The organism is Streptomyces sp. R33 (assembly GCF_041200175.1).
Lineage (GTDB): Bacteria > Actinomycetota > Actinomycetes > Streptomycetales > Streptomycetaceae > Streptomyces > Streptomyces katrae_B.
Map to the genome: position 1 here is coordinate 7,938,336 of NZ_CP165727.1, position 24,089 is coordinate 7,962,424.

Sequence of the window (24,089 nt, forward strand, 5' to 3'; positions counted from 1 at the left end):
GGGCGGGACCCACTCAGCCCGCCGGGTCACCGGCCGGGGCTGCTGCCGGCGCCGTACGGAGCGTACGGAGTCAGCCGGCTGCCGGGGTCGGAGGGGCGTCGGCCGGTGCGTAGAGCAGGTGCATCACGCCGGTCGTGAAGGTCTCGGACTTGAGCAGCTTCAGCGGGTACGGCCCCTCGCCGTCCGCGAACAGCCGCAGGCCCTCGCCGAGGACGATCGGGTGCACCAGCAGCCGCAGCTCGTCGAGGAGGCCGGCGGCGAGGAGCCGGCGTACGAGGGAGACGGAGCCGGTGACGGCGATGGGCCTGTCACTGTCCTCGGCCTTCAGCGCCTTCACGCCGTCGAGGAAGTCGCCTTGGAGCTGCTCGGAGTTGCGCCACGTGAACTCGAGGTCGTGGCTGGAGACGACGACCTTGCGCGTGTCGCCGAAGTCCTTGGCCAGGCCGGCGTCGTCGCCGCCCGCGCGCTCGCGCTCGGGCCATGACTCGGCGAAGGCCTCGTACGTCGTGCGGCCGAACAGGAACGTGTCGCTGGCCTGGATGTCGCCCATGACGGCGGCGCCCATCTCGTCGTTGTAGTAAGGGAAGTGCCAGTTCTGGGGCTCGGCGACGACGCCGTCGAGGGAGATGAAAAGGCCTGCGGTGATCTTGCGCATCGGGGGCTCCCTGGGTTGCCGAGCGGGGGTTCGGTCCGCGTTCTCATGAGGTAGACGGACAGGAACCCCGAAAATCATCGGCGGCCCGTCATGGGATTTCGCTCTGGGCCCGGGCCGAGTCCACCCGAATGGCCCGATCGGCCGCCCACGCGCACCCTGGAGAGGTGAAGACCGAGACGCCCGCCACGGCCCGCGGTGCTGTCGCCGGATTCCTCGAGAATCCCGTCATCGGCATGGCGCCGTGGATCATCTTCTCCCTCCTGGTCGGTCCCGGCAGGTTCGAGATCGCCGTCGTGCTCGCCCTGGCGGCGACGGTCGTGCTCGTGGCGGCCGGGCGGATCGTCAACAGGGGCAGCACCTGGAAACTGCTGGAGATCGCGGACCTGGTCTTCTTCACCGTCATGGCCGTCATCGGCGCCTTCGCGAGCGACGGCACCCGCCGCTGGCTGGAGACGTACGCCGGGGAGGTCTCCAACATCGCCCTCTTCCTGATCGCGTTCGGGTCCATGGCGGTGCGCGTGCCCTTCACCCTGCAGTACGCGCGGGAACAGGTCGATCCGGCGTACTGGCACACCCCCACGTTCCTGCGGACCAACTACCTCATCACCGGGGTGTGGGGGCTGGCGTTCCTGGTCGCCGCCGTGGCGGGGGCGTACGGGGACCTCGTGCTGCACAATCCGAACAACATCTGGACCGGATGGATCATCCAGATCCTGGCCATCGTGGCGGCGCTGCGCTTCACCGCCTGGTACCCGGACGTGGCCCGCGCCCGGGCCCTCCGCGCGGCGGGCCGGCCCGGGCCGGAGCCGCCGCACCTGGCCGGGATGTTCCTGCCACTGGCCGGACTGCTGGTCCCCATCGGGATCGCCGTCCTGATCTTCGACGACAACGTGTGGTGGCTGGGCGTGGTCCTGATCGTGGGCGGCGGCATGCTCACGAGGGCCCTGACGGCCCGCAACTGACGCTGCCCCGCGGACGGGGTCATGCGGCGTGCTCGGCGCACAGGCATCCGACGCCGCGCTCGATCCACTCCCGTCCGGCCCACTCCGGATGCCGCTCGATCAGAGCGCCCGGACCTCGGCGACGATCTCGGCCTCGCCCATCGCGGAGTCACGCCGCAGCCAGGTCTCGTCGCGCAGCTCGCGCAGGTAGTCGCGGACGCCGGTGAGCACCTGCGTGCCGCCGAGTTCGCCGTGACCGGGAACCACCACCCGCGGTGCGGTTGCGGCAAGGCGGTCCATCACCCCGAGCCAGCGCACGCCGGAGACGTCCGTGTCGTACGGCGGGAACCACGGGAAGATGGCGAACTGCCCGGTCTCGGCGAGGTCCCCAGTGAACAGCACACCGGCGTCCGGCACCTCGACCACCTGGTCGCCCCTCGTGTGGCCCCTCCCCGTGGGCCGCAGCCGTACGGTCCGGCCGCCGCCGAGGTCGAGTTCGTGGCCGTCGTCGTAGAGCAGGTCAGGGGTGGGCACCCGGATGCCCTCCAGTCGGCGGGCGACCGGCCCGCCGAAGCCCCGGAACATCTCGAGGTACCCCGGCCCCTTCGCCTTCAGGTCGTCCGCCTGGGCCCGGTTGACGAGGTACGTGGCCCGGTCGGTGAACACCTGGGCGCCGAATGCGTGCTCGGGGTGGAAGTGCGTCGTGGTCAGGTACAGGCGCCGCCCCCCGGCCACCTCGGACGCGAGGGCCAGCACCTGCTCGGCGTTGGCGGTGCCGATGCCCGTCTCGACGACCAGCACGGCCTGCGTGCCGCCGATGATGCCGATGTTGGGTACCAGCCCGACCCCGTGGTTCGGGATCACGAGCAGGTCGTGGGCGATCTCCTGGGCGCCGGCAACCTGCACCGCGGGGTCGGGCATCAGTTCGTCCGTCATGCTCAGATTCCACAGCCGCGGCCCGACCGCCGTCCAAGACCTGCTGTGCCGCGCCGATACCGTGCGGGTATCGTCCCCGGTCATGGAGCTACGCACGCTGCGCTACTTCGTGGCCGTCGCCGAGGAACTCCACTTCGGCCGGGCCGCTGCGCGGCTGCACATGAGCCAGCCACCGCTGAGCCGGGCGATCAAGCAGCTGGAGGCCGACCTCGGCGCCGCCCTGTTGCACCGCTCCGCCGCAGGAGTCACGCTCACCCCGGCCGGGACGGCGCTCCTCGACGAGGCCCGCACCCTGCTCCAGCAGGCCGACCAGGCCCGCGTACGCGTCGCCGCGGCGGCCGGCGCCGCGACCATCACCGTCGGTCTCCTGGGCGATGGCACCGACCGGGGCGCCACGCGGCTGGCCGCCGCGTACCGCCGGCAGCACCCCGGCGTCGAAGTCCGCATCCGCGAGACCGACCTGACCGATCCGACCTGCGGGCTGCGGGCGGGACTGGTCGACATCGCCCTGACCCGAGCACCGTTCGACGAGACCGGCCTGACGGTGCACGAGCTGCGCGCCGATCCGGTGGGCGCGGTGCTGCGCGCCGACGACCGGCTGGCCCGCCGCGACCGGCTGACGCTGGCCGACCTGGCCGGCCGGCGCTGGTTCCGGTTCCCGGACGGTACCGACCCGATCTGGCAGTCGTACTGGAACGGCGGCGAGCCCCGCGAAGGTCCGGTGGTGCGGGCCGTCCAGGAATGCCTCCAGGCCGTGCTCTGGAACGGCACGGTCGGGATGACCCCGCTCGGGCACCACCCGCCCGGCGAGCTGGCCGTCGTACCGCTGACCGACATGGCGCCGAGCCGCGTCGTGGTGGCGTGGCGCGAGGGCGGCACGAACCCGTTGATCCGGTCGTTCGTCCGGATCGCGACGGCCGCGTACCGCGACTGAGTGCCGCTCCGTGAACCGACCGGTGCCGTGCCGTGCCGCGTCGCGGCGACGCCGGAGCCGGGCGTGGGGCCCCCTAGCAGGTCGGGCTGGGTTCCGGCGCTGCCTGAGCGGGCAGCTTGCGTACGGACGGCTCCCCTACGGACAGCTCGCGTTCGGCGACTGCGCGGAAGCCGTGGGGCGGGCGGCCGGTGAGGCGTTGGACGGTGTCGGTGGTGCGGTCCTCGGCTCCCTCGGCGATGGCCCGGTCCATCCCGGCCAGCATCGCGGCGAACTCCGCCGGAATGACCGCGGCCAGCCGGTCACGCATGGCGTCGTAGGTCAGCCGGCGATGGACCACCGGGCGGCCGGTGACGTCCGTGAGGAGCGCTGCGATGTCGTCGTGGCTGAGTGCCTCCGGTCCGGTGAGGACCAGGTCGGCATTGGGCGCGCGGTCGTCGGTGAGGGCCCGTACGGCGACGGCGGCGATGTCGTCGGCGTCGACGAAGCCGACCCGGCCCGTCCCGGCCGCGGTCCGGATCTCGCCGTCGTTGCGGATGCTGTCGGCGTGGGCGTGAGTGCCGGTGAAGTTCTGCATGAACCAGGAGGGCCGCAGGACCGCCCATTCGCCGAACAGGCCGGGCAGGGCCCGGTGTACCTGTCCCACCGCCGGGCCGCCCTCGGCGATGGCCGAGGAGCTGAGGAGTACGGCGCGGCGCACGCCGCAGGCGCGGGCCTGCTCGAGGAAGGGCAGCATGACCGCGGCAGGGTCCGGGTCCCCGACGGGCGGGACGAGGTAGACGCGGTCGGCATCACGGAGGGCATCGCCGAAGCCGGCGGGGTCGTACCAGTCGAAGCGCACGGGCTCGGCGCCCGGGATCGGGGTGGCGCGACGGCTCGCGGCCTTGACGCGCCGACCGGCGGCGATCAGCTGCGCGGCGGTGCGGCTGCCGGTGGTGCCGGTGGCGCCGATGACCAGGGTGGCGCGGGCGGTGGTCATCGAACACCGCCCGCGGCGAAGCCGATGCCGGGTTCCTGGACGGCGAGCGGGTTCCAGTAGTCGCGGTAGGAGGTGAACCGCCCGTCCTGCACGGTCACGACGGCGATGTAGGTCATGTCGAAGGGGCTTCCGGTCGCGACCACCCGGCCCACGCCGCGCATCTCGACCACGATGGTCCCCGGGTCGGTGGTCTCGTGGATCCGCAGATCGGGGAAGTCGTGCAGGTCGATGTGGTCGGGGTAGTCGCGCATGTAGGCGGCGATGGCCTCCCGCCCCTCCAGCCGCCCGGGCCAGCCCGGGGGAGCGAAGGGGAACTCCATGAAGCCGTCCTCGGCCCACAGGCCGACCCAGGAGGCGATGTCCTTGTCCAGGAGCAGGCGCAGGCTGCGACGGTACAGATCCGCTGCGGGTGAGGTGATTGCGGGCATGAGGGTTCTCCGTCCCGTACGATACGGACCAGCGGTCCGCTTCTCCCTGCGAAAGATACGGACCGCCGGTCCGTATTGCAACCGGAGGGCGGAACCCCATGACCGAACGCAAGCCGCGCAAGGATGCGGTCCGTAACCGGGCGGCCGTCTTCGCTGCCGCCGACGCCCTGTTCGCCCATTGTGGGAGTCCCGAAGAAGTGACCATGGCCGACATCGCGACAGCGGCCGGCGTCGGCAAGGCAACGCTCTTCCGCGCCTTCGGTGATCGCACCGGGCTGATCCACGCGCTGTACGAGGCGCGGCTCGAGCCGGTGTGGAGCGCCGTGGAGCAGGGCCCGCCGCCACTGGGGCCCGCGACCCCGCCGCTGGAGCGCGTACCGGCCCTGCTCGACGCAGTCCTGTGCTTCAAGCTCGACAACCGCCATCTGGCGCTGGCCCTGGAGGGGGCCGGTACGGGCAGCCCGTACGGGACGGAGCACTACGAGCACTGGCACGCCTTGCTCCGCGACCTGCTGCAGCGCATCCCGGGCTTGGCGGACGGCGACTTCACCGCCCATGCGCTGCTCGCCGCGACCCGGGCCGACCTGGTCGCGTACCTGGCGGGCGAGAAGGGCGCGCCCCGTGAGGAGATGCGGGATCAGCTGGCGAGGTTCGCCACCGCCGTCCTCGGGGCCCGCTAGGGGTCTTTGATGGTGCGGGTTGCGCCGGGCCGTGACGGCCTGTGGGGCTCCGCCTCCGCCCACTCGGGCTTGAATGTGTTCAGTCAAAGGCCGAACGGAGCGGACATGGCGGTCGACATCGTCTACGAGACCCATTCGCTGACCGAGGACAACGAGAAGGGCGTCGCGACCGGCTGGCTGCCGGGCAGGCTCTCCGAGCAGGGACGACGGTTCGCCGCCGAGCTCGGCGTCCGCCGTCGGAACGCCGCGCTCGCAGCCGTATTCGTTTCCGATCTGCACCGGGCCGTCGAGACCGCACGGATCGCCTTCACCGGCACAGCGGTCCCGATCCATCAGGACCTGCGACTGCGCGAGTGCAACTACGGCGAGCTCAATGGCTGCCCCGTCACCGCCCTGGCGGATCGGCGTGTGCGGCACATCGACGATCCCTTCCCCGGCGGCCAGAGCTACCGACAGGTCATCGACGCCACCAGTGACTTCCTGCACGACCTGGCCACCGGCTGGGACGGCCGGCGCGTCCTCGTGATCGCCCACTCGGCCAACAAATGGGCACTCGACTGCCTGCTGACCGGAAAATCGATCGAAGACCTGGTCGACGCCCCCTTCGGGTGGCGAGAGGGCTGGCACTACACCCTCCCCACCGGCTGGCGCCAGGGATAGCGGGTCATGCGGAAGCCGGAGAGGCTGTGGGCCTCTCCGGCTTCCGCGGTGTGGGGGCGATCGTCCCCCCTCACTTGCCGAGCTTCTGCTTCAGGTTCTCCTTGACCTGCAGCTTGATGTCCTGCTTGTTCACCTGGCCGCCCGTGCCGGTGCCGTCGCCGCCTACGGCGGTGGCGTCGCCGGTGTTGATGGCGTCGGCGCTGGCGTTGCCACCGGTGGCGTTGCCGGTCTTGATCTCGCACTTGCCCTTGCAGTTGCCGACGCCGGTGCTCGCGTTACCGCCCGTGGCCTCGCCGCCGACGGTGGTGTTCTCGGCGTTGGCGTCGCCGCCGGTGCCGATTCCGTCGGCGCTGTCCTGGGGGAGGAGGCTGACGGCCTGCTGCGGGGCGGCGGTGGGCGCGGCCATGGCGGTCGCGGGGAGGGCGATGCCACCACCGACCAGCGCCAGGGAAGCTCCGGCCAGAACGATGCGACGGGTCGTGAAGAGCTCGAACATGGTAATTCTCCATTCGGTGTAAAAAGGGTTTTGTATTCCGCCCCGCAGCAAGACCGGGGATGTATTCCGGCCCTTTGTCCTCCGGGGTTTTCCCCGGTGAGGGCGTACTTCAAATAAACCCGACGGGAGAACGTGCGTCACGCCACTCGAATACGTGGCTTGACGCCGAGAATCGATCTTGGTAAAAGCCTGGCGGCGCGGGTCCGGCACCCTGCGAACGTGCCGGAGCGCGTGCTAGCTTCCGATCATGGAACAACGCGTCAGTCTGATCACCCTGGGTGTTGCCGACCTCGGGCGCTCCCGGGCCTTCTACGAGAGCCTGGGCTGGCGGGGGCAAGAGGCCGAAGAGACCGTCTTCTTCCAGGCGGGCGGCCTCGGGCTCGTCCTGTGGGGCCGCGAAAAGCTCGCACTGGACTCCGGCCTCGACAGTGCTCGCGGAACGGGCTTCGGCGGCATCGTCCTGGCCCACAACCTGCGCTCCCCGAAGGACGTGGACGCGCTCCTCACGGCTGCACAGCAGGCCGGAGCCACCGTGACCAAGCCCGCCGGGGCAACGGCCTACGGCGGCTACGCGGGGTGCTTCGCCGACCCCGACGGACATCTGTGGGAGATCGCCCACAACCCGGGCTTCCCCCTGGCCGAGGACGGGTCGCTGACCATCCCGGACTTCGGCTCCGCGTAGCGACCCTCCGCTGCCGCGACGCCTGCCCCGCCCCAGCCGGGCGGCCCGGCCCGCGACCTCGCCACACAGGCCGCTGCCCCGGATTCGCTATCAGTGCAGGTCGGAAGAGCGCGTGGGGCTGTCGTCGAGGAAGCCGCCCGACTGGTGCTGCCACAGTCTTGCGTAGGCGCCCTCGGTGGCGAGCAGTTCCTGGTGCGTGCCCTGTTCGACGATGCGTCCGTGGTCGAGGACGACGAGCCGGTCCATGTGGGCCACCGTGCTCAGCCGGTGCGCCACCACGAGGGCGGTCCGCCCCTCCATGAGGCGCCACAATGCCTCCTGGACGAGGATCTCGCTCTCGGAGTCCAGGGCGCTGGTCGCCTCGTCCAGCAGCAGGATCGGCGCGTCGCGCAGGATCGCCCGGGCGAGCGCGACCCGCTGGCGCTGCCCGCCGGAGAGCTTGACGCCGCGCTCGCCGACCATGGTGTCGAGGCCGTCCGGCAGCGCATCGGCGAACTCCGTGACGTGCGCCGCCTCGGCCGCGCGGCGGATCTCGGCCTCGGTGGCGCCGGGCCTGGCGAACGCGATGTTCTCCCGCAGGGTGCGGTGGAACATCGCCGGGTCCTGCGGCACGTACGCCATCAGGCCGCGCAGGTCGCGTTGGCGCAGCCTGCTGATGTCCTGGCCCCCGATCAGGATCCGGCCCCCGTCGATGTCCGTCATCCGCAGCAGCAGCCGGGTGAGGGTGGTCTTGCCGCCGCCGGACCGGCCCACGAGGCCGAACTTGGCCCCGCCGGGCACGGCCAGGTCCAACCCTTCGAAGAGCGGCCGCGCGCCCGGGTGGGCGAAGGTCACCTTCTCGAACCGCACGTCGGCGGCCCGGGTCGGCGATGGTGCCGGCTCCGGCGACTGCGGGTCGAGTACGGTCGGCGATGTCAGGAGCAGTGCCGTGAACTGCGCGGCCTCCGTCATCGAGCTCTCCAGGCGACGGTAGATCTGGTTGAACTCGAACATGATCCGCGTGGCGTTGGAGTAGTACGTGAAGGCGACCACGACCGCCTCCACCCCGTGCCCGTCCCCGGCGATCAGGACGGCGAGCAGCAGACCCAGCGCGTTCGTCACCACGGACATCGGCGCGACGAGGGTGTCGATGCGCAGGTTGCCGTAGTCCCACGACCGCAGCATGAGCCCCCGGGAGTGCGCCACCCGGGACCGGTGCTCGGCGGCCTCGCGCTCCTCCGCGGCGAACGCGCGGACCGTGTCCATGTTCATCAGGCTGTCGGAGACGTGCCCCGACACCCGGGCCATCGCCTCTTCCCGCCGGTTGACGAGCGCCTGGCGGCGCCGGACGAGGGGCAGTACGCACACCCCCGTCACCGTGATCATGACCAGGAGCGCCACGACGAGCAGCGGTTCGTACTGCCAGAGCACCACCGACCCGAACAGCAGCGGTACGAACCGGCCCACGACCGAGAAGGTCAGTGTGTCGACGAACTCCTCGAAGCGGGAGGCGAAGCTCAGGACCCGCTTGGTCAGTGATCCGGCGAAGTTGTCGTGGAAGAAGGCGGCGTCCTTCGCGAACAGCTCGTCCATGCCGATCACGTACAGGCGCTCGATGCCCAGGGCGTCGAGGCGGTTCAGACAGTGCAGGCCGACGCGCCACGCCGCCTCGGAGAGCAGAAGGACCCCTGCGAACCCGAGGACGTACGGGAGCATCGCGCCGAGGGCGGGGGCGGTGGAGTCATCGGCGATGCGGCCGACGAGCTTCGCAACGACCAGCGGGGCGATGTAGTTGATGCCGATGTTGCCCAGGGCCGGCATCAGCATGGCGGGCGCTGTCAGCCGGCGCAGCCGTACCAACTCCCGTCCGTAGTGGCGAAGTGCGAGGACGACGGGGCCCTTGCGTGGCGGTACCGCTCGTGATGCAGACGATTCCATCGCAACCCTGTGATCTCGTGTCAGAACGGAATTCGCAGTGTCCCGCGGGCGCGTCTGCGCCGTCCAAGCCTTTTCCGTGTGGGTGACGCCCGGCTTTCTCCGCGGCACGGGACCGTGCGCCATGACCCGGGAGCAGCAGGCCACCTGGCGCCGATTGGCCCGGGGGTGAGCGCGCGGCCGGTGGAACACTGGACCTCCGACGCCGCAACCAAGGAGTTCCGATGCAGGTAGCCGTGGTCACCTTCGACGGATTCAACGAGTTGGACAGCTTCATCGCCTCCGCGCTGATCAACCGCTGCCGCAAGGACGGCCTGGAGGCGTTCATCACCACACCGACGCCCGTGGTCACCTCGATGAACGGCGTCGAGGTGAGCGGGCAGCGCCCTATGGAGTTCATCCCCGAGGCCGACGTCGTCCTGATCGGGAGCGGGGTGAAGACCCGCGACGTGATCGCCGATGACCGGCTGCTCGCCATGCTGCCCCTGGACCCCGCCCGACAGCTGATCGGTTCCCAGTGCTCCGGCGCACTGGTGCTCGCACGGCTCGGGCTGCTGGGCGGCATGCCGGTCTGCGCGGACATGACCAGCCGCCCGTTCGTCGAGGACTTCGGCGTCACCGTGCTGGACGCTCCGTTCCACGCCGAGGGCAACATCGCAACGGCCGGCGGCTGCCTGGCTTCGCAGTACCTCGCCGCATGGGTGATGACCCGGACGCTCGGCGAGGACGCCGCGCGCGGCTCCATCGGCTACGCGGCCCCGGTGGGTGAGCAGCAGGAGACCGTCGAGCGCGTGATGAGCGCCGTCCGGGCGGGTGAGCCCGTCCTGCGCTGACGCCGAACTCCCCTGTGGTGGCCGAATCCTGGGTCGTGGGACGACGTTCGTACGGCGATGATGGCCCGATGGACAGACGGGTGGACACGCGGCGGGCGGCGTACGCGGAACTGCCGGAGGCCCGCCCGGACAGCGGAGCCCGCGGGCAGGCGTACGCCGTGTCGGCCGAGTTCTACGATCTGCTGCACGCCCGGTCGTACCACCGGCACGCGCTGGCGCTCGCCGGGCCCGCGGCCGCGGCGCGCCTGGGGATCGTCGAGGTCGGAGCGGGGACCGGGCTGGTCACCGACGTACTGATCGGCGCTTCGTGCGTGCCGGTCCACGCCGTCGAGCCGGCGGCGGCGATGCGCGCCGTGCTGCTGTCCCGGCTGCACCCGCCCGCCGGGGGCTCCGTAGGGGACCGGGTGACCGTGCACTCCTGTTCCGCCGTCGAGCTGTCGCTCAACGGGCAGGCCGATCTGGCGGTCTGCCTGCGGATGGCCTCCTGCCTGCCTCCGGACGAGCGGCGCGCGCTGTGGCGGGCACTGGCCGATCTGCTGGTTCCGGGCGGCCTGCTCTTCCTCGACCGCCCGCCGGCCCGGCTGCCCGTCCGTCCGACCAGGCGCTCCCTGGGCGAGGTACAGCTGGGCATGGACACCTACCGGGGGCAGGTCACCGCCCGCGCCGAGGGCGACCGGATCCGCTGCGACTACGCCTACCTGGTGTGCCGTCACGGCCGGGTCCTGCGCCGGGCGCAGGAGTCGTTCCTGCTCTGGCCGCTGCCGCGGCAGGCGCTCGGCGCGGAGCTCGCGGACGCGGGCCTCGCCCTCGAGGGCGAGCTGCCGCCGGACCTGCTCCGCGTACGGCGCGGGATCGGATCGGGTCTCCCGCACCCGGCGCCCTGACCGGTGGGGCGACGGCCGGTTCGGACCGCCGCCCCGTGGGTTTTCGTGGCGCGTGCGGATGCCGGAGGGGCGGTGGGCCTCTCCGGCGTCTGCTGTGTGGGGGTGGGTGGTTGTCACTTGCCGAGCTTGGCCTTGAGTTCCTTCTTGACCTGGTTCTTGATGTTCTGCTTGTTGACCTGGCCGCCGTTGCCGGTGCCGTTGCCGCCTACGGCGGTGGCGTCGCCGGTGTTGATGGCGTCGGCGCTGGCGTTGCCGCCGGTGGCGTTGCCGGTGTTGATGATGCACTTGCCCTTGCAGGTGCCGACTCCGGTGTTGGCGTTGCCGCCGGTGGCGGTGCCGCCGACGGTGGTGTTCTCGGCGTTGGCGTCGCCGCCGGTGCCGATGCCGTCGGCGCTGTCCTGGGGGAGGGTGATGGTCTGGGGGGCGGTGGTGGGTGCGGCCATGGCGGTGGCGGGGAGGGCGATGCCGCCGCCGAGGAGGGCGAGGGAGGCTCCGGCCAGGACGATGCGGCGGGTCGGGAAACGCTCGAACATGGGAATGCTCCATTCGGCAACGGATAAGGGGTTTTATAAGGGGTTTTGTGTATCGCCCTGTGGAATGGGCCGGGGATTCTTTTCGGCCTTTTGTTTTCCGGGGTTTCCCCGGTGGGGGCGTACTTCCAATAAACCGTGTGGGGGAGCGGGCGTCACGCCACTCGAATACGTGGCTTGACGAGGCGCATCGATCTTGATAGAGCCTGCTGTCGAACGTGCATGCGAGGCGGATTCGGTCCGGGAGCGGGGCCTGACCTGCGGGAATTCCGCCCCCCGCGCCCCAGCCGCTGAGCGCCGCGGTTGGGCTGTTCCGGTGAGTTCCGGGCGGGGCCGGTCTGTCGGGCACCCGCTGCCCCTTCTCATACGGACAGGCTGTCGCCGAGGCAGGCACCCGCATCAGAGGAGGCACGGGCAGGAATGACGGACCCCGCGCGCATCGACGTCCACCAGCACCTCATCCCCCCGGACCGCAGTCGCGGGATGGCCGAGCGCGCCGCGGCGCTCGGCTGGCCCGCACCCGCGTGGGACAAGCCGGGCGCGATCGCCATGATGGACCGCAGGTCCATCGCCACCGGCGTCCTGTCTTACCCGGCACCGCTCGCCGCCCCCGACGACCCCGCCGGAGCCCGCGCCGGGGCCAGGCGCGTGAACGAGTACACCGCCGAGGTGGTCAAGGACCGCCCCGACCGTTTCGGTCACTTCGCCGCCCTGCCCCTGCCCGACGTGGACGGAGCGCTCGCCGAGGTCGCTCATGCCCTGGACGAACTGCACGCCGCCGGTGTGATGTTGCTGTCCAACGCCAACGGCCGTTACCTCGGCGACCCGGAGTTCGATCCGCTGTGGGCGGAGCTGGACGCGCGTGCCGCCGTCGTCCTCGTGCACCCCACCGCGCCGCTCGGCGCGATGGTCCCGGGTCTGCCCGCACCCCTGGTGGACTTCCCGTTCGACACCGCCCGCACCGCCCTGCACATGGCCGTGCACGGGGTTCCGCGCCGGTATCCCGGGATCAAGATGATCCTGCCCCACGCGGGCGGCTTCCTGCCCTATGCCGCCCACCGCTTCGCGGTCGCCGCCCGTCTCCACCCCGACGCCACCCCCGAGGGCCTCCTGGACGACCTGCGGCGCTTCTACTTCGACACCGCCATCTCGGCCGGCCCTGCCTCCCTGCCCTCACTGATCGCCTTCGCGGCGCCCGGGCATGTTCTGTACGGCAGTGACTTCCCCATGCTCCCGGAGGAATGGGCCACCGAGTTCGACGCAGGGCTGGACATGTACCCCCACTGGGAGGACGGACAGTTGCACGCGATCAACCGCGGCAACGCCGAACTCCTCCTCCCCCGACTCGCCGGGGCCTGAGATCACCGGGGCCCGGCAGGGAACGATCCCGCGGCCGTTGAGATACTCCGGCCATGCACACGAGTGCGAGGGCGGACGGGATACGACCGGCCCACACGGCTGCGGAGGCCGAGTCGGGCCGTCCCACGGAATGGACGCTGCGGCCTGCAGAGCCGTCGGATGTCGAGGCGATCGCGGAGCTGCGGGCCACGGTGATGCGCCCGGACCTGGAGCGACTGGGACGGTTCGACGAGCATCGGGTCCGGCAGCGGCTGCGGGATTCCTTCTCCCCGCGGCACACGTCGGTCATCGTCGCCGACGGTGCCTTCGCGGGCTGCGTCACCGTACGCCCGGCCGAGGAGGGGCAGTGGCTGGAGCACTTCTATCTGGCTCCGGCCCTGCACGGCCGGGGCCTCGGATCGGCCGTCCTGCGCACACTGCTGGAACGGGCCGACGCCGACGACGTGCGTGTCCGCCTGAACGTCCTGCAGGGCAGCGCCGCCCGACGGCTGTACGAGCGCCACGGCTTCACCGTGGAAGTCCAGGACCCGGTCGACGTCTACATGGTGCGACAGCCGGGCGCAGGCACCCTCGAGGTCTTCAGGTGATGGACGGGCAGGGCAGGCCGACGCTCCGCTGCCCCGCCCAGCGGGTGCGTACGGCAGCGGGCTGCTCTAGCGTCGAACGAGGAGGGGAAGCCCTGCCGAGCCGGTCCGGTGCGGGGCCCGGGCTGTTCGCGGCACGTCGGCCGCGTGCGCTCGGCGCCGTTCCCACGCGGATCCGGCACATGCAGATCCCGGGCCGCGCGACGATCCCGGAGAGCAGGTGCGTCGCATGCGCACGTCAACCCGTATGGCAGGTGTCCTCACCGGCCTGACCCTGGTACTCGGTGGCGCGGCCTTCACGGCCCCCGCCGCCCACGCGGACGTCTCGGCCTGCATCAACCAGGTCGAGCGGGAGCTGCAGGGCGGCGAGGTCCCGGCCGCCATCCGCGCAGCGTGCACGGTCGGGTCGACCGGCTACCACGACCAGTGCGTGACCGGCCTGACCAAGGCCAGTGTGACCAACGGGACCGCGGTGACGGCCTGCCGCGTGGCTCCCTGAGCGGGCGCCGGCCCTGACGGACCCTCACCCCGGGCAGACGCGCCCCCTCAGGTGTCGGTCGGCTCCTCGGGCTGCGAGGGCGAGGGCGGGGGCGAGGCCGGTGCCGGTGACGGTGCCGTGGGCGCAGGGCCGGGGTTCGGTGCGTTGGCCGCGAGCTCGGCGAGGATCGCGGCGGCCAGGCCCTCGCGGCGGATCCGCTGGTCGACGTACAGCACGCCGCTCACCAGCTGGGTGAATCCGATCTGGAACATCTGGCTGACGGCGCCGCCGAGGAGCATGGCGACGAAGGCGACCACCAAGGCGGTGATCATGCCGGACGTCGGGCCGCTCCCCTCGGGCTGGTCCGCCACGGCGGGAATCACCCCGAACATGCCGATGATGTTGAAGGGCAACTGGATCAGATACGAGACCGCCGCGGCAATCAGCCCGCCGAGCATGGTGATGCCGAAGATCCGCCACCACTCGCCCCGGACCAACTTGGCCGAGCGGCGCAGCGCAGTGACCGGGCGGGCGCCCTCCAGGACCACGACGGCCGGGGCCAGGGCGAACCGGGTGCTGAGCCACACCATCACGGGGACGGCGACCAGCAGGAACACCGGCAGGAGGGCGAGCATCGCCGGGGAGACGTCCCCGGAGGCCGCGGAGAACATCAGCGGCAGCCACACCGCCATGACGGCGAGCAGCGGAGAGCCGGCGATCAGGAGGGTGAGCAGCATCGTGCCGGCCACCGCGGGCGTGCGCCGGAGGGCGGCGCGCCACATCGCGCGGAAGGTGGTGGGGCGGCCCATGACCGCCTCCTTGAGGACCGCCGGACAGACCGCGGTGAGGACCGCCACGCCCAGCCCGCCCGTGAGCAGCAGCAGCACGAACAGCGTGCCGCCGGCGACGAGCACCGGCACGACGTGCTCGGCCGTGGGCTGCGTCCCGAAGGGCGGATCGAAGACGGGCTCGATGTGCTGGTACACCGCGGCGACGGCGATGCCCGTCGCGAGGGCCATGACCGGCAGGACGATGGCCTGAACGGCCAGCATGACGCCGGCCAGCTGCTTCCAGTGGCGGCGGATGGTCGAGAACGATCCGCCGAGTATCTCCCCGAGGGCCAACGGCCGCAGCGGGATCACGCCCGGCTGCGGTGCGGGCGGCGCCCAGCCGCCCCACTGTGGGGTGCCGCCCCAGCCGCCTTCGTGGCCGCCCCACCCTGTGTTCTGCGTCATGTACAAGCTCCGTAGATCGTCCCCCGAATGGAGCCACAACGTATCCCACCTCGTCAGAGGCCCGGCAGCCGCTTCCCCACCCCATGTGCCCGACCGTCAGTCGGTGGCGGAGGCTGTCGCGCCGACGTCCCCGAGCTGCCAGAACAGGCGGTTGTCCAGGCATTCGGTGAGGTAGGGAACGCCGCTGGTGTAACCCGATCCGTGGGCGTCTCCGAGCATGCGCATGGCGAGCCTGCGATGGGTGGCCTTCCAGCGCTGGTGCCTGCTTTCCAGCCGGCCGAGTGCCGCGTCGAGAACGGTCCATTGCGCCTGGCTGAATCCGCCCTCGCCGCGGATGTCGAGACAGGCCCGAGCGAGACTGTCATGGCCGGCCTCTTCGGCCTCGGCACGCACAGCCGGCACATTCGTGAAGGCATCCGACTGCAGGCGTGATGCGGTCGGCGCGCCGCAACCCATCTCGAACCGCTTGTACTGCTCGGATTGGATGGCGCTGGCACCTTGGGTGAACTGCCGGAATGCGAAGAACTGCTCTGCCCGCATCGTGGCGACGATCCGGAACAGCGCTGCGGCACGCTCGAACATCGCAGTCGCGTGATCCACTCGCTCGACAGCGGCTTCGAGGTGCCCGTCACGCAATTCCCTGACGGCTGCCTGCGTGTCGGCCGAGATCGTGGTGAAGACCATTTCATGAGTCTGAAGGGCGCGGATGAAGAAGTATTCGTCGTGGAGCACGTACACCGGCTGGACGGATACGTCGAACCAGCGGCCCGCGTCCGTCGCCGGGGGCCGCGGCAGGTGGGGGAGGAGGTCTTCCATCCGGGACTCGGGCCCCTGGCCCGGCCGGGGCGGCACGTCCTCGGCATCCGTCGCGCCGAGTTGGTCTCCCACGAACCGCAGGGCGTGGTGCAGCCGCTTCCGCAGCGTCGCCGGATCCGGCCGGCCCCGGCCCGGCTCCCCGGGTGACGTGGCGGCTGCTTCGATCTCGAACCGAATGACGTCGGAGATGAGGAGCGTGGCCAGCCGGTCAGGGCCCAGTGCGGAGTGCCGTTCGTCCAGCAGGAGCTCGAGGAGGGGCAGCGCGAGATAACTCCGGTTCCAGAAGCGGCCCTCGTGCTTGTCCAGCATGCAGTGGAGAAACGCCTCGAGGAACGGACGGCCCGAAGTGTTCCGGCTGCGAATCTCGCTCAGTTGGACAAGAGTCTTCGTCCGCAGGAAATGCTTTCCTCTGCGCCGCGCCTGTTCCGTGACGGCCCGCGCCAGGGAGATCCCGTCGAGTTCAGGTGTCAGGCCGTCACCGGTCGCCCAGCGGCTGACCTCCCGGAAGCCGGCCACGCGTGAAGTACAGGTTCCGCGACCCGGAAATCCGGGGATCTTCTCGGCATCTGCTCCGGGGCAGGCACCCTGGGACATGGCCCTCATGCATCGCGTTCGGCAGTCAGAAGTCATGTGACTCATCCCTTCCTTGGATCACGGCTGCCGTGAGAGGCGCGAACCGTTGTCTGTCCGGCGGTGAGCCTCACGCATCCCGAGCGGGGCCCTGGTCCCACTAGGCCTGATCGAAGGGCCGTACGTCTTCGCTCGAATATTCGTGGCTTGACAGATGCGGCCGCTCAGGGCGCGGGCCGGCACGGACTCCCCGGATGATCGACTTGATAGGTAGGATATCTCCTACCTATAGTGGAGTGCATGAACATCTCCCACACCCGTTTCGTGACCGTGCCCGTCTCCGACCAGGACCGGGCACAGGCCTTCTACGTCGACACCCTCGGGTTCGAGGTCGTTTCCGACCGTGCGGTGGGGCCCGTCCGATGGCTCCAGGTCGCCCCGAAGGACGCCCAGACGAGCTTCGTCCTCGCGACCGCCGAGATGGGCTTCACCCCGGGGAACCTGGCCGCGACCCTGCTGGAGAGCACCGACCTGGACGCCGACTGTGCCGAACTCGCCCAGGCAGGCGTCGAGGTCGACGGCCCCGTGGACTACCCCTGGGGGCGCCAGGCCAAGTTCGCCGACCCGGACGGCAACACCTGGGTCCTCGCCGCACCCGTGCCGGCAGGGTTCTGAGCGTGGCGGGCGGGGGCGCCGCGGCCGAGACGGCGCAAGGGGCGGAGAGCCGGGTGTTCGCGGCCCTCGCCAGTCCGATACGCCGCGAGGTCCTCAGACTGTTGCGCGAACAGGGCCCGCAGCCGGTCGCCGAGCTGGCCGCGCACTTCGACATGGCACGCCCGAGCTTCTCCGAGCAGCTGCGTGTCCTCCGCGAGAGCGGGCTGGTCGCCGAGACGAAGGCGGGCCGCCAGCGGATCTACCGTCTCCGGGCGGAGCCGCTGCTGGAGGTCCAGGAGTGGCTGCACCCCTACGAGAGGTTCTGGCGCGAGAAACTCACCGCCCTGGCCGGCCTCCTGGACGAGATGCCGGACGAGCCGGCCGCACCCGGTGCGGCGCCCGGCACGGTCGCCGCACCCGTCCCGCCTGACCCATCCGTCCCGTCCGCCCAGCCCGCCACGCCCGACGGAAACGAGTACGTCCCATGACCCGACGCGAGGACCTGACCGCGGTCCACGTCGATCAGTTCCTGCCGCACCCGCCCGCGAAGGTGTGGCGCGCCCTGACGGAGCCGGAGCTGCTGGCCCGCTGGTTCATGCCGGGTGACTTCCGCCTGGAGGTCGGCCACCGCTACACCATGCAGGCGATCCCGATGCCGGCCACCGGCTTCTCCGGGACCATCGCCGCCGAGGTGCTGGCCTTCGAGCCGGGCCGGATGCTCCGTATCGGCTGGCAGGACGCCGACCCCGACCAGGGCATCGACGTCGACTGGACCATCACCTGGACCCTGCACCCCGAAGGCCGCGGCACCCGCCTCCTCCTCGACCACGAGGGCTTCGACCCCGACCACCCCCTTCAGCAGCGCGCCCGTACCCTCATGGGCAACGGCTGGCGCGGCGGAATCATGCGCTCCCTGGCCGCGTTCCTCGACCGCCTCGACGGACCCGACGGACCCGACGATCCCCGCGGTCTCGCGGACGCCGGCACCGGCGGATAGCGCCGTCGCTCCCCGCAGTCACGAATGGCCCGCAATCCCGTAGGGGAATTGCGGGCCATTCCATCTCTCCGTGTGGCTGCCTCAGTTGCCTTGCGGCGCCGGGAGGAACTTCTTGGACACGGTCGTCGTGATGGTCTTCTTGACCACCTTGCCGTGGCGCTTGGTCGTCTTGGTGACCGTCGTGGTCGTGGTGACCCTGACCCGGCCGTCGGGCAGCGTGCGCTCGACGGTCTTCGTTTCGCTGACCGTCGTCGTGTTGCCGGAATGGTGCGTCTGATGGGCGGGCGCCGTCTGAACGGCGGCGACCTGCGGTGCCGCCGGTGCGGCGAAGGCGCTGGAGGGCAGCAGCGCGCCACCTGCGGCGAGGGCGGTGGAGGCGCCGAGGAGGGCGAGACGTGTGGTCAGGGTCGTGCGGATCATGAGGTGCTCCTTGTGGTGCGAGGGGGCCTCGGGGGCGGGGCCCCCGGGCAGAGCCCGCGGCGGGCTCCGTGTATCCATTGGGCCCCGCACACCCGCGACCGGTCATGCCCCTGATACGCGGGGCTTGACGCACGTCGGCAGCTGTGGTGCCGGGTGGTGCAGCCTGCGGCGGGCGCTCCGCGGGCAGGCCCGTGGATCCGTCGGGCCCGCGCCCCGGCCCGGATGCCGCAACGGGGTCGGAACGCCCCCAAGCGGCCTGAGCCCGTCCGGATGACGGGCCCTGGCATGCGCGGGGTGAGCGAGGGGCGCACGATGGACGTGTCCGGATCCGCCGAGCGGAGAGGGTCGTGGTGCTGATGCCGCACAACGTCACAACGCTCAGCAGCGGCAAGCGGCCACTCGTTCATGCAGTGGCCACTGCCACGCTGGCCGCCTGCGTGCTGCTGCCGGCCAGTGGTTCCGCGTCGGCCGCGATGCAGACGTGGGCCGCCACAGCGACGGTCGCGGGCCCGACCGCGGCAGCATCCCCGGCTGCTCGGACCCCGTACGACCGGACCGCGACCCAGATGCTCGACGACATCGTGAGCGGCAATGCCGCCGCGGCCACGGCCCGCTTCGATCCGGCGCTGCGCAAGGTACTGACCACGGACGCCCTCGCGGGGGCCTGGAAGACCTACCAGGACACGTTCGGGCGCTACCGATCACACGGGGATCCCAAGGACGTCACAGTCGGCGAGTACACCGTGGTCGGTGTGCCGCTGCGGATGGAACACGAGCCCGGGGAGTTCCGCGTGTCGTTCCACAAGGACGGGAGCGTCGCAGGTCTGTGGCTGCTCGAGCCGGGAGTGCCGATCTCGCCGACCATCCGGCAGTCTTGAGGCCCCCGTTCGGATCCACCGGTCAGAACGCGAAGACGGCGTTCCCGTTGAAGGTCGCGGACATCGTGCACGCGTTGGAGAACGTGTGCTTCCACGAGATGCGGCTGCCCTTCCAGACGCCGTCCGCGCTGACGGTGACGGGGTCGTAGTGCATCGGACAGGCGCGGTTCGAGTCCGGGGCAGCCAGGAGCGTGTCGAGGCTGCCGGCGGTGGCGGCGAGGGCGGAACAGGCGGCCTTGGGGTCGGGATGCGTGCCCTGAGCGGTCGGTGCGCAGCTGAGGGCGGACGCCCGTACGACGGTGGCCGCGTCCTCGCCCTTGGCGACGGCGAGGACCACGGCGGACGGGGCGTACAGGCTCGCGGGCTGTGCCTCGGCGATGCCGGTGGCGCCGGTCAGGGAGAGGAGGGCGGCGGCGGAGACAGCAGCGGTGCGGTAGCGCACGACAGTACTCACTTTCAATTCGAAGGATGGATGCAGCATTTGGCTGCGGTGTGTCGACTTGACGCTGCCGAGTCTCTCCGGTGTGAAGGCCCTGCGCACATCGGTGACCGATTTACGGACACCTTGTTCGAACGCAGGCGACCGAATGGTCGTTCTGGCTGCTCAGGTGGGGCGTGGCCCTTCGCAACCGGGTGCGGACGGAGGGTGATAGCGGGCGACGCGTACCGATGGCAGGCCGTTGACCTGCCGACGGCCGCTCGCGGTTCATCGAACGGCCATCCAGGCTGACCGGATACTGTCGTTCCGCGGCTTCAGCGGCACAGGGCCGTGTCCACGAGGCTCTCGACATGCTTCGTGGTTGCGGAGTCCGGCGGGACGATGGTTATCGCGACGCTGGCGGCGCGGCCGTCGTCGGTGACGCCGCCCCGGGTCTCGTATCCCGTGATGTCGCCGCCGTGGCCCCAGTAGACACCGCCGCACGACAACGGCCTGCTCATGAGCCCCAGTCCGTAGCCGGCGCCGGTGTCCCCGATGAGGACGGTGGTGCGCATCTCGGCGAGCTGGGCCGCCGGGAGGAGGCGGCCGGCCAGGAGTGCGGTGAGGAACCGGTTGACGTCGGAGTTGGTGGAGATCAACTGGCCCGCCGCCCAGCCCACGGAAGGGTCCATCTCCGTCACGTCGCGCAGAGGCGCGCCCGCTGAATCCTGGTGGTAGCCCCGGGGATGGGGCTCGCGGATGGCCATGTCACCCGGGGCGGGGAAGTAGGTGTGGCGCAGCCCGATGCGTTGGATGACGCGCTTGTCCATCTCCTCGGCGAGGGGGCGGCCGGTGACCTTCTGGACGATCAGGCCGGCCAGCACGTAGTTCGTGTTGCTGTACCCCCAGCTCGTCCCGGGGGCGAAGTCGGCCTTGCGTCGGAAAGCGATGTCCAGGAGGTCGCGGGGGTCGAGGTACCGGTGCTGACGGATGTCGTCGTCGACGAGTGCTTCGTAATCGGGAAGTCCGCTGGTGTGCTGCAGGAGCTGACGGACGGTGATGTGGCGCCCGTCGAACCCCTCCCCGCGTACGAGGCCCGGCAGGTAGCTGTCTACCGTGGCGTCCAGGCCGATCTTCCCTTCACCGACCAGTTGCAGCACGACCACCGCGGTGAACACCTTGGTGCTGCTGCCGATCCTCACCTGGCCGTCGTCAGGCACCTTCGACCCGGTGGCCAGGTCCCCCACCCCTGCGGTGTAGGTACGGCCACGGCCCTCACGGTCCGTGACGCTCGCCAATGCGGCGGGCAGGCCGTCGGCGCGCACCAGGGCGCTCAGGCCCTGCTGGACGGTGTCCGGGCGGCCGCCGGCGAACGCGGCGGGCGGCGCCAGGGCGCCCAGGGTCATGACGCCGACGGTCACCGCGGCCGCTGCCGACAAGGCTCCGCGCCGCCCGCTCTGCTGGCGTGCGGAAGACCGAAACATCTGCGCTTTTACCTGCTCAGACATGGCTCAACTCCTGTGGCTTCGTGAAACCGTTGGGAAGCCGAGGCGTCCTCCGGTCAACTGCTCGGGGCACGATGGTGACTTCCGGGGCGTCGGACGCACATCACGGGAAAGCGGGAGAACGTACTCCCCCGATCGGGGGAGGTCGCCGGTGAGCTGCCCGCCCATACTGGCTCACTATGATCAAGGGCATCCGGCCGCTGCTGCGCGGCTCCACGTACTCGGGCATGCTGTTCGCCTACTGCGGCGCGGTGGCGAGCCTTCCGCTCCTGCCCTTCGCCCTGCTGCCGCTGCTTGCGTGGCGATCCGCTCCGGAGGCGTTGCAGACCGTTCTGGTCCTGCTGGTCTGGGCGGCACTCATCGGCGTCGTCGGGCTGGCCCGCATCACACGGCGGGCGCTGATCGCCTCCGCCCGCCGACTGTTGAGCGTGCCGCTGCCGGATCCCGTCGCCGCACGTCGGCCCGCACACTCCGGCGCTGACCGCTGGCGGACTCCTCTCTGGCTGCTGCTGCACGTCGTACTGGGGTGGACCGGGGCCCTGGTGAGCGGCGTGCTGTTGCTTTCGGGCCTGCTCCTCCCGGGGGGTTGGCTCGGCGCCGATGTGAGGCTGAGTCTGTTCGGCCGGTCGGTGCGGGTGGAGGGCGGCTGGCAGAGCTGGGTGGTGGCGCTCGGGTGCCTGCTCCTGGCGGCGGCCGTGTGCGCGGTGGTGACGAACGCCCTCCGGTGGTTGGCGCCCAGGCTGCTGGGACCGTCATCGGCCGAGCGGCTCGCGCTGGCGGCGGAGAGGGAGCTGCAGCTGGCCGAACGTAACCGACTCGCGCACGAGTTGCACGACTCCATAGGACATACGCTGACGGCCACCACGATCCAGGCCGCGGTGGCGGGTGAGGTGCTCTCCGCCGACCCGGTGGCGGCGCGGGCCGCCCTGCGCAGCATCGAGGAGTCGGCCCGGGCCGCGCTGGAGGACCTGGACTACGTCCTGGGCGTACTGCGCGAGGAGAAGGCGCAGACAGCGCCGACCCGCACCTTGGCCGACCTGCCCGAGCTGCTCGACCGGTTGCGGCACGCGGGCGCGGAGGTGGAGCCCGAACTTTCGGGCGCGTTGGCACAGGTGCAGGGGACCCTCTCCCGGGCGGCGTACCGGATACTGCAGGAGGGCTTGACCAACGCGTTGCGGCACGGAGCGGGCGGGCCGATCGGGGTCCGGGTGGCGGCCGCCGAGGACGGACTGGAACTCAGTGTCGTCAACCGGACGGAGGCCGGCGCGGGCCCGCGCCCGGGTGCCTTCCCGACGTCGGGGCACGGTTTGCCCGGGCTGGCCGAGCGCGTACGGCTGCTGCAGGGCGAGATGGACGCCGGCCCGGACGGTCCGCAGCTCTGGCGGTTGGCGGTCCGGCTGCCGGTACGGTGGTCGGCATGATCGGCTCTGACGCACGTGCAGCCGCCACGCCCGGCCCGGACGCGAGCGCCGCCGTCGTGACGGGGGCTGCCGCCAGCACCGACACCGGCGCCCTCAGCCCCACCGGCCCGCCCGTCACGCTCCTGATCGCGGACGACGACGAGGTCACCCGCAGCGGTCTGCGCACGCTGCTCGCGGCACAGCCGGGGATCGCGGTGGTCGGTGAGGCCGCCGACGGCGTCGAGGCGGTCGAACAGGCGCGGCGGCTGCGGCCGGACGTGGTCCTGATGGATGTGCGGATGCCGCGTTGCAACGGGATCGAGGCCACCCGGCGGCTGCTGGCCGAGTCGGATGAACCGCCGAAGGTCGTGGTGATCACCACCTTCGAGAACGACGACTACGTCACCGCCGCACTCAGCGCCGGAGCCAGCGGCTTTGTGCTCAAGCGGCTTCCGGTCCGTCAGATCACGGAAGCGGTTCGGGTAGTGGCCGCGGGGGAGGCGATCCTCTTCCCGACGGCACTGCGCCGCATGGTCGCAGCCCGCCCGCTTCACTCCTCGAAGGCGTTGCCCAAGGCTGCGCTGACGGGGCGGGAGGAGGGGGTGCTGCGGTTGATGGCCACCGGCCTGTCCAACCCGGAGATCGCGGAGTCGCTGACGGTGAGCCTGGAGACGGTGAAGACGCACGTCGGGAACGTACTCACCAAGCTGGGCGCACAGAATCGGACCCACGCGGTGGTGATCGCGTACGAGTCGGGTCTGGTGGTGCCGGGGTTCACCGGCTGACACGACCTGAGCTCGACCGAGTCCGGTCCACCTGCTGCCCACCGCAGCCGGGGGGCTCGTGCTCTCCCGCCACCACCCACCGCCGAGGCGCGCCGTTCGGCGCCGTAAGGGCGACCGATCGGCCCCTCCGAACGTGTCGCCGCGCCCCTCACCGCTCCCGGCATGGAACCGTCTCCGCATGACCGAAGGCTCGACACCTCACATCTCGCCGGCGCGGATCACCGTACTGGGCGTTCAACCCGGCACCCCGCCCTTTCGCATCGTGGAGGTCGACGGAGAGGTCATCGGCAGGGCGATGTCGATGACGGACGTGCTGTTGCTCGCCGCGGAGGAGGGGATCGTGATCCACGACCTCGACGACCTGGACGTGGTGCGGTGGGTAGGGGGAGGCAAGTTCACCTGGACCGCGCACTAGCCGCCCGCAACGCGGGCCGGTCCGGC

Annotated in this window: 29 protein-coding genes; 17 read left to right on the plus strand and 12 right to left on the minus strand. The window is 71.1% G+C overall.

From position 1 onward, the window contains the following. Nucleotides 1–70: 70 nt before the first annotated feature. Nucleotides 71–655: a dihydrofolate reductase family protein gene (locus AB5J51_RS36385; RefSeq protein WP_369779667.1), complete on the minus strand. Its 585-nt coding sequence runs from the start codon at nucleotides 653–655 to the stop codon at nucleotides 71–73. 164 nt (nucleotides 656–819) lie between these two features. On the opposite strand from AB5J51_RS36385, the gene AB5J51_RS36390 reads away from it, so the two are divergent. After that, on the plus strand, nucleotides 820–1,617 hold the full coding sequence (locus tag AB5J51_RS36390; protein ID WP_369779668.1) for a hypothetical protein: 798 nt from the start codon (nucleotides 820–822) through the stop codon (nucleotides 1,615–1,617). Between the two features lie 99 nt (nucleotides 1,618–1,716). On the opposite strand, the gene AB5J51_RS36395 is transcribed toward AB5J51_RS36390, so the two are convergent. Continuing rightward, a complete protein-coding gene (locus AB5J51_RS36395; RefSeq protein ID WP_369779669.1) occupies nucleotides 1,717–2,532 on the minus strand; it encodes an MBL fold metallo-hydrolase in 816 nt (271 codons plus the stop codon). Nucleotides 2,533–2,614: 82 nt separating this feature from the next. On the opposite strand from AB5J51_RS36395, the gene AB5J51_RS36400 reads away from it, so the two are divergent. Further along, nucleotides 2,615–3,466, plus strand: coding sequence for a LysR family transcriptional regulator (locus AB5J51_RS36400; protein ID WP_136223517.1), 852 nt, complete (start codon nucleotides 2,615–2,617; stop codon nucleotides 3,464–3,466). A 73-nt stretch (nucleotides 3,467–3,539) separates the two neighbouring features. Here AB5J51_RS36400 and AB5J51_RS36405 read toward each other — a convergent pair whose 3' ends face one another. Further along, a complete protein-coding gene (locus AB5J51_RS36405; RefSeq protein ID WP_369779670.1) occupies nucleotides 3,540–4,442 on the minus strand; it encodes an NAD(P)H-binding protein in 903 nt (300 codons plus the stop codon). After that, entirely contained in the window at nucleotides 4,439–4,870 is a 432-nt protein-coding gene (locus AB5J51_RS36410; protein WP_369779671.1) for a nuclear transport factor 2 family protein, read from the minus strand. The genes AB5J51_RS36405 and AB5J51_RS36410 overlap by 4 nt, the downstream gene beginning before the upstream one ends. A gap of 98 nt (nucleotides 4,871–4,968) precedes the next feature. Here AB5J51_RS36410 and AB5J51_RS36415 point away from each other — a divergent pair, with 98 nt between their 5' ends. Both AB5J51_RS36415 and AB5J51_RS36420 read left to right on the plus strand, forming a co-directional pair. Beyond that, nucleotides 4,969–5,550 carry a TetR/AcrR family transcriptional regulator gene (locus AB5J51_RS36415; RefSeq protein ID WP_053784943.1) on the plus strand — a complete coding sequence of 194 codons (582 nt, stop codon included), beginning with the start codon at nucleotides 4,969–4,971 and terminating at the stop codon, nucleotides 5,548–5,550. Nucleotides 5,551–5,655: 105 nt separating this feature from the next. Continuing rightward, a complete protein-coding gene (locus AB5J51_RS36420; RefSeq protein WP_369779672.1) occupies nucleotides 5,656–6,210 on the plus strand; it encodes a histidine phosphatase family protein in 555 nt (184 codons plus the stop codon). 70 nt (nucleotides 6,211–6,280) lie between these two features. Here the strand turns inward: AB5J51_RS36420 and AB5J51_RS36425 are convergent, their stop codons facing one another. Continuing rightward, nucleotides 6,281–6,706: a hypothetical protein gene (locus AB5J51_RS36425; protein WP_369779673.1), complete on the minus strand. Its 426-nt coding sequence runs from the start codon at nucleotides 6,704–6,706 to the stop codon at nucleotides 6,281–6,283. A gap of 247 nt (nucleotides 6,707–6,953) precedes the next feature. Here AB5J51_RS36425 and AB5J51_RS36430 point away from each other — a divergent pair, with 247 nt between their 5' ends. Beyond that, on the plus strand, nucleotides 6,954–7,388 hold the full coding sequence (locus tag AB5J51_RS36430) for a VOC family protein (protein WP_369779674.1): 435 nt from the start codon (nucleotides 6,954–6,956) through the stop codon (nucleotides 7,386–7,388). 90 nt (nucleotides 7,389–7,478) lie between these two features. Here AB5J51_RS36430 and AB5J51_RS36435 read toward each other — a convergent pair whose 3' ends face one another. Beyond that, nucleotides 7,479–9,305 carry an ABC transporter ATP-binding protein gene (locus AB5J51_RS36435; protein WP_136223530.1) on the minus strand — a complete coding sequence of 609 codons (1,827 nt, stop codon included), beginning with the start codon at nucleotides 9,303–9,305 and terminating at the stop codon, nucleotides 7,479–7,481. Between the two features lie 221 nt (nucleotides 9,306–9,526). Between AB5J51_RS36435 and AB5J51_RS36440 the strand changes: the two genes are divergently transcribed. Both AB5J51_RS36440 and AB5J51_RS36445 read left to right on the plus strand, forming a co-directional pair. Beyond that, a complete protein-coding gene (locus AB5J51_RS36440; protein WP_053785227.1) occupies nucleotides 9,527–10,135 on the plus strand; it encodes a DJ-1/PfpI family protein in 609 nt (202 codons plus the stop codon). 68 nt (nucleotides 10,136–10,203) lie between these two features. After that, on the plus strand, nucleotides 10,204–11,019 hold the full coding sequence (locus AB5J51_RS36445; protein WP_136223534.1) for a class I SAM-dependent methyltransferase: 816 nt from the start codon (nucleotides 10,204–10,206) through the stop codon (nucleotides 11,017–11,019). Nucleotides 11,020–11,132: 113 nt separating this feature from the next. Here the strand turns inward: AB5J51_RS36445 and AB5J51_RS36450 are convergent, their stop codons facing one another. After that, complete coding sequence (locus AB5J51_RS36450) at nucleotides 11,133–11,552, minus strand: hypothetical protein (RefSeq protein WP_053785229.1); 420 nt, start codon at nucleotides 11,550–11,552, stop codon at nucleotides 11,133–11,135. 417 nt (nucleotides 11,553–11,969) lie between these two features. Here AB5J51_RS36450 and AB5J51_RS36455 point away from each other — a divergent pair, with 417 nt between their 5' ends. From AB5J51_RS36455 to AB5J51_RS36465, 3 genes are all read left to right on the plus strand, one after another. Beyond that, nucleotides 11,970–12,908 carry an amidohydrolase family protein gene (locus tag AB5J51_RS36455; protein ID WP_369779675.1) on the plus strand — a complete coding sequence of 313 codons (939 nt, stop codon included), beginning with the start codon at nucleotides 11,970–11,972 and terminating at the stop codon, nucleotides 12,906–12,908. Nucleotides 12,909–12,961: 53 nt separating this feature from the next. Beyond that, nucleotides 12,962–13,495 (plus strand): GNAT family N-acetyltransferase, encoded by a 534-nt coding sequence (locus AB5J51_RS36460; protein WP_136223536.1) that lies wholly within the window; start codon nucleotides 12,962–12,964, stop codon nucleotides 13,493–13,495. 226 nt (nucleotides 13,496–13,721) lie between these two features. Beyond that, the gene (locus tag AB5J51_RS36465) at nucleotides 13,722–13,991 is read left to right on the plus strand and encodes a hypothetical protein (protein ID WP_053790517.1); all 270 of its coding nucleotides are present in this window, start codon (nucleotides 13,722–13,724) and stop codon (nucleotides 13,989–13,991) included. Between the two features lie 47 nt (nucleotides 13,992–14,038). Here the strand turns inward: AB5J51_RS36465 and AB5J51_RS36470 are convergent, their stop codons facing one another. Together AB5J51_RS36470 and AB5J51_RS36475 are read right to left on the minus strand one after the other, a co-directional pair. Further along, nucleotides 14,039–15,205, minus strand: coding sequence for a hypothetical protein (locus AB5J51_RS36470; RefSeq protein ID WP_369779676.1), 1,167 nt, complete (start codon nucleotides 15,203–15,205; stop codon nucleotides 14,039–14,041). Between the two features lie 96 nt (nucleotides 15,206–15,301). After that, nucleotides 15,302–16,537, minus strand: coding sequence for a tryptophan 2,3-dioxygenase family protein (locus tag AB5J51_RS36475; protein ID WP_369779677.1), 1,236 nt, complete (start codon nucleotides 16,535–16,537; stop codon nucleotides 15,302–15,304). Between the two features lie 354 nt (nucleotides 16,538–16,891). On the opposite strand from AB5J51_RS36475, the gene AB5J51_RS36480 reads away from it, so the two are divergent. From AB5J51_RS36480 to AB5J51_RS36490, 3 genes are read left to right on the plus strand one after another with little or no spacing between them, the layout of a single operon-like run. Further along, nucleotides 16,892–17,266, plus strand: coding sequence for a VOC family protein (locus AB5J51_RS36480; RefSeq protein ID WP_369779678.1), 375 nt, complete (start codon nucleotides 16,892–16,894; stop codon nucleotides 17,264–17,266). A gap of 2 nt (nucleotides 17,267–17,268) precedes the next feature. Further along, nucleotides 17,269–17,733, plus strand: coding sequence for an ArsR/SmtB family transcription factor (locus tag AB5J51_RS36485; protein WP_369779679.1), 465 nt, complete (start codon nucleotides 17,269–17,271; stop codon nucleotides 17,731–17,733). Beyond that, a complete protein-coding gene (locus AB5J51_RS36490) occupies nucleotides 17,730–18,242 on the plus strand; it encodes an SRPBCC domain-containing protein (RefSeq protein ID WP_369779680.1) in 513 nt (170 codons plus the stop codon). Before AB5J51_RS36485 ends, AB5J51_RS36490 begins: the two co-directional genes overlap by 4 nt. 81 nt (nucleotides 18,243–18,323) lie before the next feature. Here the strand turns inward: AB5J51_RS36490 and AB5J51_RS36495 are convergent, their stop codons facing one another. After that, nucleotides 18,324–18,662: a hypothetical protein gene (locus AB5J51_RS36495; protein ID WP_053790511.1), complete on the minus strand. Its 339-nt coding sequence runs from the start codon at nucleotides 18,660–18,662 to the stop codon at nucleotides 18,324–18,326. A gap of 410 nt (nucleotides 18,663–19,072) precedes the next feature. On the opposite strand from AB5J51_RS36495, the gene AB5J51_RS36500 reads away from it, so the two are divergent. Further along, nucleotides 19,073–19,540, plus strand: coding sequence for a DUF3887 domain-containing protein (locus tag AB5J51_RS36500; protein ID WP_168724194.1), 468 nt, complete (start codon nucleotides 19,073–19,075; stop codon nucleotides 19,538–19,540). 22 nt (nucleotides 19,541–19,562) lie between these two features. On the opposite strand, the gene AB5J51_RS36505 is transcribed toward AB5J51_RS36500, so the two are convergent. Beyond that, nucleotides 19,563–19,994, minus strand: coding sequence for an SSI family serine proteinase inhibitor (locus tag AB5J51_RS36505; protein ID WP_234382877.1), 432 nt, complete (start codon nucleotides 19,992–19,994; stop codon nucleotides 19,563–19,565). A 299-nt stretch (nucleotides 19,995–20,293) separates the two neighbouring features. Further along, a complete protein-coding gene (locus AB5J51_RS36510; protein WP_369779681.1) occupies nucleotides 20,294–21,466 on the minus strand; it encodes a serine hydrolase domain-containing protein in 1,173 nt (390 codons plus the stop codon). A gap of 176 nt (nucleotides 21,467–21,642) precedes the next feature. Here AB5J51_RS36510 and AB5J51_RS36515 point away from each other — a divergent pair, with 176 nt between their 5' ends. The 3 genes from AB5J51_RS36515 to AB5J51_RS36525 all read left to right on the plus strand — a co-directional run bounded on the left by AB5J51_RS36515 (nucleotide 21,643) and on the right by AB5J51_RS36525 (nucleotide 24,063). Continuing rightward, nucleotides 21,643–22,884 (plus strand): sensor histidine kinase, encoded by a 1,242-nt coding sequence (locus tag AB5J51_RS36515; protein ID WP_369779682.1) that lies wholly within the window; start codon nucleotides 21,643–21,645, stop codon nucleotides 22,882–22,884. After that, nucleotides 22,872–23,648, plus strand: a complete 777-nt coding sequence (locus tag AB5J51_RS36520; protein WP_240805204.1) for a response regulator transcription factor — start codon at nucleotides 22,872–22,874, stop codon at nucleotides 23,646–23,648. The genes AB5J51_RS36515 and AB5J51_RS36520 overlap by 13 nt, the downstream gene beginning before the upstream one ends. Nucleotides 23,649–23,826: 178 nt before the next feature. Further along, entirely contained in the window at nucleotides 23,827–24,063 is a 237-nt protein-coding gene (locus AB5J51_RS36525) for a hypothetical protein (RefSeq protein ID WP_053790506.1), read from the plus strand. Nucleotides 24,064–24,089: the final 26 nt, after the last annotated feature.

Bases quoted from the DNA above. Each gene is read 5' to 3' on its own strand.
- AB5J51_RS36385 (WP_369779667.1), bottom strand. From the start codon at position 655: ATGCGCAAGATCACCGCAGGCCTTTTCATCTCCCTCGACGGCGTCGTC.
- AB5J51_RS36395 (WP_369779669.1), bottom strand. From the start codon at position 2,532: ATGACGGACGAACTGATGCCCGACCCCGCGGTGCAGGTTGCCGGCGCC.
- AB5J51_RS36400 (WP_136223517.1), top strand. From the start codon at position 2,615: ATGGAGCTACGCACGCTGCGCTACTTCGTGGCCGTCGCCGAGGAACTC.
- AB5J51_RS36405 (WP_369779670.1), bottom strand. From the start codon at position 4,442: ATGACCACCGCCCGCGCCACCCTGGTCATCGGCGCCACCGGCACCACC.
- AB5J51_RS36410 (WP_369779671.1), bottom strand. From the start codon at position 4,870: ATGCCCGCAATCACCTCACCCGCAGCGGATCTGTACCGTCGCAGCCTG.
- AB5J51_RS36415 (WP_053784943.1), top strand. From the start codon at position 4,969: ATGACCGAACGCAAGCCGCGCAAGGATGCGGTCCGTAACCGGGCGGCC.
- AB5J51_RS36420 (WP_369779672.1), top strand. From the start codon at position 5,656: ATGGCGGTCGACATCGTCTACGAGACCCATTCGCTGACCGAGGACAAC.
- AB5J51_RS36425 (WP_369779673.1), bottom strand. From the start codon at position 6,706: ATGTTCGAGCTCTTCACGACCCGTCGCATCGTTCTGGCCGGAGCTTCC.
- AB5J51_RS36430 (WP_369779674.1), top strand. From the start codon at position 6,954: ATGGAACAACGCGTCAGTCTGATCACCCTGGGTGTTGCCGACCTCGGG.
- AB5J51_RS36435 (WP_136223530.1), bottom strand. From the start codon at position 9,305: ATGGAATCGTCTGCATCACGAGCGGTACCGCCACGCAAGGGCCCCGTC.
- AB5J51_RS36440 (WP_053785227.1), top strand. From the start codon at position 9,527: ATGCAGGTAGCCGTGGTCACCTTCGACGGATTCAACGAGTTGGACAGC.
- AB5J51_RS36445 (WP_136223534.1), top strand. From the start codon at position 10,204: ATGGACAGACGGGTGGACACGCGGCGGGCGGCGTACGCGGAACTGCCG.
- AB5J51_RS36450 (WP_053785229.1), bottom strand. From the start codon at position 11,552: ATGTTCGAGCGTTTCCCGACCCGCCGCATCGTCCTGGCCGGAGCCTCC.
- AB5J51_RS36455 (WP_369779675.1), top strand. From the start codon at position 11,970: ATGACGGACCCCGCGCGCATCGACGTCCACCAGCACCTCATCCCCCCG.
- AB5J51_RS36460 (WP_136223536.1), top strand. From the start codon at position 12,962: ATGCACACGAGTGCGAGGGCGGACGGGATACGACCGGCCCACACGGCT.
- AB5J51_RS36465 (WP_053790517.1), top strand. From the start codon at position 13,722: ATGCGCACGTCAACCCGTATGGCAGGTGTCCTCACCGGCCTGACCCTG.
- AB5J51_RS36470 (WP_369779676.1), bottom strand. From the start codon at position 15,205: ATGACGCAGAACACAGGGTGGGGCGGCCACGAAGGCGGCTGGGGCGGC.
- AB5J51_RS36480 (WP_369779678.1), top strand. From the start codon at position 16,892: ATGAACATCTCCCACACCCGTTTCGTGACCGTGCCCGTCTCCGACCAG.
- AB5J51_RS36490 (WP_369779680.1), top strand. From the start codon at position 17,730: ATGACCCGACGCGAGGACCTGACCGCGGTCCACGTCGATCAGTTCCTG.
- AB5J51_RS36495 (WP_053790511.1), bottom strand. From the start codon at position 18,662: ATGATCCGCACGACCCTGACCACACGTCTCGCCCTCCTCGGCGCCTCC.
- AB5J51_RS36510 (WP_369779681.1), bottom strand. From the start codon at position 21,466: ATGTCTGAGCAGGTAAAAGCGCAGATGTTTCGGTCTTCCGCACGCCAG.
- AB5J51_RS36515 (WP_369779682.1), top strand. From the start codon at position 21,643: ATGATCAAGGGCATCCGGCCGCTGCTGCGCGGCTCCACGTACTCGGGC.
- AB5J51_RS36525 (WP_053790506.1), top strand. From the start codon at position 23,827: ATGACCGAAGGCTCGACACCTCACATCTCGCCGGCGCGGATCACCGTA.